General features: G+C 32.5%; 8 protein-coding genes. 4 read left to right on the top strand and 4 right to left on the bottom strand.

What is annotated here, in order from left to right:
• Window positions 1-143: 143 nt before the first annotated feature.
• The 3 genes from L6Q46_RS10725 (at window position 144) to L6Q46_RS10715 (ending at window position 1,913) form a co-directional block, all read left to right on the top strand.
• Entirely contained in the window at window positions 144-467 is a 324-nt protein-coding gene (locus L6Q46_RS10725) for an SUF system Fe-S cluster assembly protein (RefSeq protein ID WP_111566555.1), read from the top strand.
• Between the two features lie 64 nt (window positions 468-531).
• On the top strand, window positions 532-1,035 hold the full coding sequence (locus L6Q46_RS10720; RefSeq protein WP_291284296.1) for a DUF2480 family protein: 504 nt from the start codon (window positions 532-534) through the stop codon (window positions 1,033-1,035).
• 35 nt (window positions 1,036-1,070) lie between these two features.
• Window positions 1,071-1,913, top strand: a complete 843-nt coding sequence (locus tag L6Q46_RS10715; protein ID WP_291284295.1) for a DUF3078 domain-containing protein — start codon at window positions 1,071-1,073, stop codon at window positions 1,911-1,913.
• Between the two features lie 48 nt (window positions 1,914-1,961).
• On the opposite strand, the gene hflX is transcribed toward L6Q46_RS10715, so the two are convergent.
• The 4 genes from hflX to L6Q46_RS10695 all read right to left on the bottom strand — a co-directional run bounded on the left by hflX (window position 1,962) and on the right by L6Q46_RS10695 (window position 8,126).
• Window positions 1,962-3,185, bottom strand: a complete 1,224-nt coding sequence (gene hflX / locus L6Q46_RS10710; protein WP_291284294.1) for a GTPase HflX — start codon at window positions 3,183-3,185, stop codon at window positions 1,962-1,964.
• Window positions 3,186-3,277: 92 nt separating this feature from the next.
• Complete coding sequence (locus tag L6Q46_RS10705) at window positions 3,278-4,651, bottom strand: DUF5689 domain-containing protein (protein ID WP_291284293.1); 1,374 nt, start codon at window positions 4,649-4,651, stop codon at window positions 3,278-3,280.
• A 5-nt stretch (window positions 4,652-4,656) separates the two neighbouring features.
• Window positions 4,657-5,277 (bottom strand): choice-of-anchor J domain-containing protein, encoded by a 621-nt coding sequence (locus tag L6Q46_RS10700; protein ID WP_291284292.1) that lies wholly within the window; start codon window positions 5,275-5,277, stop codon window positions 4,657-4,659.
• Window positions 5,278-5,288: 11 nt separating this feature from the next.
• Complete coding sequence (locus L6Q46_RS10695) at window positions 5,289-8,126, bottom strand: TonB-dependent receptor (RefSeq protein WP_291284291.1); 2,838 nt, start codon at window positions 8,124-8,126, stop codon at window positions 5,289-5,291.
• A 139-nt stretch (window positions 8,127-8,265) separates the two neighbouring features.
• Between L6Q46_RS10695 and L6Q46_RS10690 the strand changes: the two genes are divergently transcribed.
• Complete coding sequence (locus tag L6Q46_RS10690; RefSeq protein WP_291284290.1) at window positions 8,266-8,724, top strand: hypothetical protein; 459 nt, start codon at window positions 8,266-8,268, stop codon at window positions 8,722-8,724.
• Window positions 8,725-8,743: the final 19 nt, after the last annotated feature.

The following is an 8,743-nucleotide window of genomic DNA, read 5'->3' as shown; positions in this document are numbered from 1 at the left end:
ACTTATTGAAAAAGCCAATAGGCTTATTAATTAATTTTAATGTAAAGAACATTTATTACGAAGGACAACAAACATATGTAAACGAAATATATAAGACATTATGGGATTAACTTATATGACTTATATGTTTAAAAATAAATAAAATGGAAGAATTTAACGATACAATTAACTTAGGCGAAGATGTAGTCAAAGTTTTAAAAGGAATTTTTGACCCAGAAATTCCAGTAGATATTTACGAATTAGGTTTAATCTACGATGTGATGATTAACGAGGATAACGATGTAAAAATCTTAATGACCTTAACATCACCAAACTGCCCAGTAGCTGAAACTTTGCCTCAAGAAGTAGAGGAAAAAGTAAAATCTATTGATGCTGTAAAATCATGCGAAGTAGAAATTACATTTGATCCGCCTTGGAGCAAAGATTTAATGAGCGAAGAAGCAAAATTAGAATTAGGAATGTTGTAAAATTTGTTTAATGTTTCAAGTTTCAGGTTGTTCAACTTGAAACTTGAAACTTGAAATTTTTCAAATGGACGAAATAGTAAACAAAGTAGCGCAAAGTTCTTTGATGGTATTCGATTTAGAGGATTACTATCCAGATAATCATGTGGTAGATTTAGATATTTCGCAATGGTTATTAGAAGGATTTATCTTAAAAGAATCTGATTTTCGTGACCAATTAAAAAACAACGATTGGTCTAAATTTGAAGACAAATACGTGGCTTTGTATTGTTCAACTGATGCGATACTTCCTGCGTGGGCATTTGCTTTGGTTTCTGTTCATTTGGCACCTCATTCTTTAAAGATTATTCATGGAAGTAAAGAGTTAGCTATTATCGAATGGTATCAAGATATTTTGAACAAACTCGATTATACCTACTATTTTCAAAAACCGGTAATTTTGAAAGGTTGTTCTAAAAAATCGGTTCCTAACCAAGTGTATACTTTAGCGATTCAAAAACTAATGAAAGTTGCCAAAAGTGTCATGTTTGGCGAAGCTTGTTCGGCTGTTCCTTTGTTTAAACAAAAATAAGTAACTTTGCGCCTTTAATTTTTAAAATTTAAGGAATGAAAAAGTTTTTTTTATTGATATTATTTGTTTCAGCAGTTACTATAGCTCAAGAAACTACAATTGACACCACAAAACATTGGACTAGAAAAGGTGTTTTTACATTTTTAGCCAATCAATCTTCTTTTAGTAATTGGCAAGCGGGTGGTCAAAATAACTTTGCTGGAAATGTAGGAGTAAATTACGATTTCAATTATAAAAATGGCGATTGGAATTGGGATAACAAAATCATCGCATCATATGGTTTAACTAAAATCAAAGGTGCCGATACTCAAAAAACGGATGACAGATTAGAGTTTAATTCACTTTTAGGAAAAAAAGCTTCTGGATATTGGTTTTATTCAGCTTTTTTCAACTTTAAAACACAAATGGATACTGGTTTAGATCCAGCTACACAAACCGTAAAAATTTCGCATTTCTTTTCACCTGCCTTTTTTCAATTTGGACCTGGTATGTTATGGAAAAAAAGCGATAATTTAAAAGTTAATATTGCTCCAGCTACTTCAAAATTAATCTTAGTTCACGATCATTTTACAGAATTTGGTTCGTCTTTTGGTGTAGAGCAAGGAGAAACAACAAGATACGAATTAGGAGCAGCTGTTAATGGTTATTATAAATTTAATGTGATGGAAAATGTTTCTGTTGAGAATATTTTAAATTTATATTCTAATTATTTGGAAGAAGCCCAAAATGTAGACATTGATTATCAGTTAAACATTGTAATGAAAATTAACAAGTTCTTGTCTACAAACTTTGCGTTTCAAACTATTTATGACGATAACGCATTTAGAGGCTTTCAAACGAAACAAATTATCGGTTTAGGTGTGAATTATGGTTTCTAATTCAAAATAGCTTATATAAAACAAAAAGACCTCGATTGAGGTCTTTTTTTATTCGTTTTCAACAGCATCTTTATAATCTGGATATAGAAATTTGTTGTATGGAAATCGTGTGATGTGAATTTCTCTAACGGCTTCGTATACTTTTTCTCTAAATTCTTCAAAGTTGGCTTTTTCAGTTGCCGAAATGAAAAGTGTTTTGCTTTCTCCTAATTTACTCATCCAAGTTCTTTTCCAATCTTCCAAAGTGTAGTGTTTGGTAGTTTTTTCAACACTCAAATCGTTTTCATCAAAATATACCGATTTAAAAGCATCAATTTTATTAAAAACCATAATCGTTGGCTTATCGGCACTTTTAATGTCTTGTAAAATTTGATTTACCGATGCAATATGATCTTCAAAGTCGGGATGCGAAATATCTACCACATGAAGTAACAAATCAGCCTCTCTAACTTCATCTAGCGTGCTTTTAAACGACTCGACTAGTTGGGTTGGAAGTTTTCTAATAAATCCAACTGTGTCGCTTAAAAGAAATGGTAAATTCTTAATTACAGTTTTACGAACCGTAGTGTCAAGTGTTGCGAATAATTTGTTTTCTACAAATACATCACTCTTCCCAACAGCATTCATTAAGGTAGATTTCCCAACATTGGTATAACCCACTAGAGCAACGCGAACCATTGCGCCACGATTGCTTCGTTGTGTTGCCATTTGTTTGTCGATTACCTTGATTTTTTCTTTTAGTAAAGAGATTCTATCACGCACAATACGACGGTCGGTTTCAATTTCGGTCTCTCCAGGACCACGCATTCCAATTCCTCCTTTTTGACGTTCAAGGTGTGTCCACATTCCGGTCAATCGAGGTAATAAATATTGACATTGTGCTAATTCTACTTGTGTTCTTGCATACGAAGTTTCGGCACGTTGCGCGAAGATATCTAAGATAAGATTAGTTCTGTCTAATACTTTACAATCTAATTCTTTGGTAATATTTTTGGATTGTGAAGGCGTTAATTCGTCATCAAAAATTACGGTTTTAATGTCGTTATCTTTGATAAAGTATTTGATTTCTTCTAATTTTCCGGTTCCTACAAATGTTTTCGGATTAGGTTTATCCATTTTTTGTGAAAAACGTTTGATAACGGTTCCACCAGCGGTAAATGTCAAAAATTCCAATTCGTCAAGATATTCGTTTAATTTATCTTCACTTTGGTTTTGAGTAACAATTCCTACTACTATTGATTTTTCAAAGTCAATAACTTCTTTCTCTAACATAATCATTCTTTAAGAATACAAAGGTACGAAATAGCAAGCATAAAAAAAGCGACTCAATTTGAGTCGCTTTTAGAATTTTATTTATAATGTAATTAGTTAATTACAATATTATCAATTTGCATAGTTGTAGTTGGACCAGAAGTTCCATTTCCAACATATTCAAACACGAAGAAACCATTTCCTGTAATACCAGCAGGGATGTTATAAACACCACTTGGTGTAAACGAAGCTGGGTAACCACTTGGTAATCCTGGAGAAATTGTAAAGCTAGAAGTAATATCAACTAACGTTGCTGAAGTAATTTGAGTACCTGGTACATAATTAGTTGTATAATATACTTTTAATACATTTCCGTTGTGGAAACCAGCATTTGTAGCAAAAGATAATGTATTTGCAGCTGTCATATTAACAGGAACAATAAATAATGATCTGTTTGCTTCAGGAGTTCCACCAAATGAAGACATTTGGATGTAAGTATTTCCACTGAAGGTTTTTCTTTGCCAATATCTGCTTCCTACAGCTGCATCATTGATGTATTTTGGGAAAATTTGTTGATTAGTTGTTGTGTAAGACGTGAAAGGCTCGTTTAGAGTTGCATCATAAACAATTGCAGAACCTCCAATTGGTGGATATAAGTCAATTGTTAATCTAGGATTAGTCATGTTCACATCGTTTATAGTTCTAATCATAAATTGGTAATCACTGTTGTATTTTGTTAATACACCTCTGATTTTTCCGTTAAATGAAGGAACTGCATCTCCAGCAAATTTTGCATATTCACTAACTCTAACGATAATTTTGTTTCCAAACTCATCAGAAATTTCATGATTAGTTGCTCCACCAATACTATTTAAAGTTGCGTCATAGTATTTTTTACCTAATGAAGCATCTGTAAATTGCACAGCATCAAACTCGATTAACATATTTAAATACTGGTCGTTTTTAGCAACTGCAATAGTTAGGTCTTTTACAATAGCATTCTCGTTAACATCTTCACAAGATCTTAAGATAACGTCTTTGTATTCTACACCTGAAATTCTACCTACACCACCTTCGTAAGAAGCACCAATAACCGTTGAACCATGTTGCTTGTTGAAATAAGTGTTTTTGTCTAATTTAATAGTAACTTTTCTACCTGGTTCAAACTCGTTGTACAAGTTGTAATTATCAACAGGCATACTAAAACCTCTTAATCCATCTAAAGACATCATAGAGATTGATTTGTAAAAGTTACCCCCTTCATCACTTGAAGTAACGTAAGCTTCAATGTAATCGGTTACACTGTTAGAAGTAGTGTATTGAACAGTTGTTGCAGTAGCAATACTTGTTATATCATTAACTTCTTTTGTTGCAGCAATGGTAACACAATCATTTGATAAATCTGGTGTTCCATAATCATCGCCATTTACACAACTTGTTAAAGTTGCTAAAATAGCTGTTGTTAATACTAATTTTAAATTTTTCATAGCTATTAATTTTTAGTAATCTTGATGTTATCTAATTGAAGAGTAGTTGTAACACCAGCTCTGCTTCCTGTATATTTGAATGCAATTCTAACATTGTCACTTTCAACATCGCTAATATCAATTGCACCACTACTAACAAAAACATCATTAGCTGTTGGAGCAGTAAAAGTAAGTGGTGTCCAAGTTGCAGTAGCTATACCAGCTGTAGTTCCATCATAATCTGTAGAAATAAAAGCAGTTAATGGGTAACCATTTGCAAATCTTGTTTTTGTTGAAAACGATAAAGCTTCACCTGTAGTTGCAGTTAAGTCGATTGCTGGAGTAATTAACCAAGCCACATCGCTTGAACCTGTTGCAGAATAAAAAGATGAAAATTCAGCATAAATATTATCATCAAAGGTTCTAGCGTGCCACAAGCGTGTACCTGCAGCATTATAATTTACCCATCCTTCTAAAGCGATTGGCACTTCAACAGAACCACTTCCTGTAGGAGATGTAGAAAAACCTTCGTTAAAGGCATAACTATACACGGTAGGGATAACATAATCATCATCTCCTACACAACTTGTTAAAGCACTTGTGGAAAGGGCTAACAAGAATAATGTTTTTAAAAAGTTTATTTTCATAATATTTTTTTTTAGAAGTTTATGTATAGGTTAACGAAGAATGTTCTTCCGTATCCGTAAAAATATTTTGGACCAAATGATGGCGAATTAAAAGCTTGATCCGCTTGTAAATCAGGGAAAGTTGCTTTTCTTGATTGTTCAAATCCACCCGTTTTGTATTTAGTATCAAAAACATTATTTACAGAAGCAAAAAACCCAACAGTATTTCTGTTTGCTTTACTAATTCTCCAAGATTTACCTCCTGTTAAATTAATTAATGCAAATCCATCAAATTTTTCTTGTTCTAAAATATCTCTTACTGTTTCTGGTGTAGCTCCAGAGTAGTTGTCTCCTGTTGCATCGTCAATGCTAAAATTATCAGTACGCATAATTTTAGAAATACTAATATAACTATTTGATAAATAGTTTGCATTTGCTCCAATCCACCAGAAGTTAGGATCACGATATTCTAAGCCAAACGAATATGCTTGTTGTGGCATACCTGGTTGGTGATAGTTTTTAAGATAAACAGTTCCAAAATCGGTTAATGGACTAGATCCTTGAGCAGCTAAAGCATCGTCACTTGTTTGAAGTTTTGCATTTCCTGAATAGATGTATTGACCATAAGAAGCAGCAGCTGTTGCTTTTAATGTTGAAGTAATTTGGTATTCTAAACCAAGTTCTGCACCCATATTTTGTTTTTGAATTCCAGTAGCAATTTCAGTAATGAATGAATCTTCGTCACCATCAGCATCACCTACGTTTTCAGCATAGAAAAATGCAATTTCAGTTGCGTCTTTAACTCTTGAGAAGAATCCAGTGATTCTTGCTTTGAATTTTGGCATTCTTAAGATATAACTTGCATCTGCGCTAACAACGTTTTCGCTAGTTAAATTTTCTGTAAATTCATTACTACGTCTTGCGTTGTAGAAACTGTTTCTTAAGTTAGGTGCTTTTGTTTGGTATAAACCATTGAAATCGAAGTAATTTCTTCCGTTTAATTTATAAGTTAAACCTCCTTTAAAACCAAAGTTTTCAAAAACTTCTGAAGCTCCTTTTCCATAAGAATTATTTGCATAATTACCACTTCTATAAAGACCTTCTCTTTGATACTCTGTTCTAGAAAAGCTTTGTGCTAAATAAAAATCAAAAGAATCATAAGTAAATTTGAATTGTGTAAAACCATCAACTACGTTAGCTCGTAAGTTGTAGTTGTATCCTACCGTTCCACCTTCAGTAACTTGTTGGTTAGGATTATTTAAATCAAATTGACCGTTGTCGCCAAGAAAGAAACGATCTACATTTAAAAAGTAATCACCACCTAATAAATCAGTAATAACTGCGTAATTATGCGATTTTACTTTTCTAAAATTCACACCTGCGTTAAAGTTGATGTTGTTTGATAATGAACTGTTTAATAACATATTTGCTGTTATTGTAGTGTCATCATTACGTTGTTCTGTTAAAGCGTATGCACTTTCACCAGTTGCAGTATTTTGATTTGCAATATACATTGCATTCCAATTAATTTGTGGATTTGATCTAAAGAATGCTGCTGCATTTTGTGCATCTAAGTTTTGAAATTGAGGAGTAATTCCATCATCTTCAAAAAGTTGATTTCCGTTTTGATCATATACAAAATCATTCCATAAGTCTGGTTGATTTGCATAATAGCTAGGTAATTTTCTGTAATATGTAGGGTCTGGATTGTTTCCAAGTGGATTTTCTAATCTTGAATTCGCAATACGACCTGTTTGATAAGCAATATTTGTATTTAAAGTAGTGCTTTCAGATAATTTCCAGTAGTGAGATAACATAACCATTGGCTCTTCTACATCTTTATCTCTAGAATTACGTTTTTTACCATTTTGCCATCCCCAATAAGAATTGTATTTAACTCCCATTATGTCGGTAACTTCTTGAGTATTTGGTGAATTTTTACCTCTACTATTTTGTGCGTAGATAGAAGTTAAATTTAAACTATGCTTGTCATTAATTTTTTTCTCAACACTTGCAAATAATGAGTTTGCACCGTAGTCAGTTCCTTCGAAATAACCTTCTTGAGCCCATCTTCTTGATGCAGAAATAACATAAGCCCATCCGTCTTTATTCATTCCAGAAGCGTGAGTTCCCATGGTTCTCCAGCTATAGTTAGTGTTTGTTCCAGAAAACGAAATTCTTGTTCCAGGACGGTAAAAAGAAGCTCTTGTATTAATTTCTTGAGTTCCTAAAGCACTACCAAATGTATAATCAGATGGAGCAGAACCCATTGTAAATTCTTGATTTCTTGTTGCATCATTTAAACCACCCCAGTTACTCCATTGTGGTCTTCCATCATATAATTTGTTCATAGAAATACCATTAATCATGGTAACTCCATATTCATTATCTAAACCTCTAATTCTAAAACGAGCTAATCCCCAGTTAAATGCAGCGGCTTGTTGATAAGTATCTCTAGTTGCTTGTAATAAGCCCGAAGTACTTTCAGATCCACTGTTGTCGTCTCCTAAGTCATTTTCTGTAATTGTAACTAAACTTAACTGTTGTTCTGAAGTAATGTCTTCTTCTAAAAGAACTACACCTAAATCCAATGGTTCTCCATTGTTTGGCTCTAAAACAAATGTCTGTTGGTTGTATCCAGTAGATTTAACTACTAATACTTGTTCTCCAGCAGGAAGTGATTGAAATACAAAATTTCCGTCAAAATCAGTCAAGGCAGATTGATTAGTGCTTTGAATAGTTGCAACTACATTTTGTAATGGTTTTTGACTTTTAGCATCTATAACCTTACCTTTTAAGGCCGGATTTTGCTGTGCAAAAACAAAAACAGCTTGCAGCACTAGTAAAGTGCTCAATACAAGTTTTTTCATAAAGAATATTATTATTAATACTTATTTAACGTTAAGTAGTTTAAAACTTAACAGCCTGCAAATGTATAACTTTTAATAATATTATTTACCTTTGGCACCCAATTTGTAATAAACTTGATATTAATATAACATTCTTTTTATGAAAATTAAACATCTATTCTTGGTTTTAGCCGTAGTTTTTTCAGTAAACATGGGCTTTTCGCAGGATAAAAAATTTAAAATACACACAGTTGCATTTTACAACTTTGAAAATCTATTTGACACTATTAACGATCCAGACACTTATGATGAAGAGTATACACCAGTAAATGGATGGAATACTAAAAACTATAAAAAGAAATTAGATAACCTAAGTCGTGTTCTTATTGAATTAGGAACTAGCGAGGCTCAAAAAAACTCTCCAGTTATAATTGGTGCTTGCGAAATTGAAAACAGAAGAGTGTTAGAAGATTTAGTGAAACATCCTACTTTAATCAACAAAGGATACAAGGTAGTTCACTTTGATTCTCCAGATAAACGTGGAATTGATGTTGGATTTTTATATCAAGAAAAACATTTTCAACCTACAAGTTATATAAACGTTCCTTTATATGTTTAAGAATCAGAATCTTCTTCTG

The sequence above is a fragment of the Flavobacterium sp. genome (genome assembly GCF_023151265.1).
Classification (GTDB): domain Bacteria; phylum Bacteroidota; class Bacteroidia; order Flavobacteriales; family Flavobacteriaceae; genus Flavobacterium.
This window is presented reverse-complemented; position numbering and strand designations above follow the sequence as displayed.

Bases quoted from the DNA above. Each gene is read 5' to 3' on its own strand.
- L6Q46_RS10720 (WP_291284296.1), top strand. From the start codon at position 532: ATGGACGAAATAGTAAACAAAGTAGCGCAAAGTTCTTTGATGGTATTC.
- L6Q46_RS10715 (WP_291284295.1), top strand. From the start codon at position 1,071: ATGAAAAAGTTTTTTTTATTGATATTATTTGTTTCAGCAGTTACTATA.
- L6Q46_RS10700 (WP_291284292.1), bottom strand. From the start codon at position 5,277: ATGAAAATAAACTTTTTAAAAACATTATTCTTGTTAGCCCTTTCCACA.
- L6Q46_RS10725 (WP_111566555.1), top strand. From the start codon at position 144: ATGGAAGAATTTAACGATACAATTAACTTAGGCGAAGATGTAGTCAAA.
- L6Q46_RS10705 (WP_291284293.1), bottom strand. From the start codon at position 4,651: ATGAAAAATTTAAAATTAGTATTAACAACAGCTATTTTAGCAACTTTA.
- hflX (WP_291284294.1), bottom strand. From the start codon at position 3,185: ATGTTAGAGAAAGAAGTTATTGACTTTGAAAAATCAATAGTAGTAGGA.
- L6Q46_RS10690 (WP_291284290.1), top strand. From the start codon at position 8,266: ATGAAAATTAAACATCTATTCTTGGTTTTAGCCGTAGTTTTTTCAGTA.
- L6Q46_RS10695 (WP_291284291.1), bottom strand. From the start codon at position 8,126: ATGAAAAAACTTGTATTGAGCACTTTACTAGTGCTGCAAGCTGTTTTT.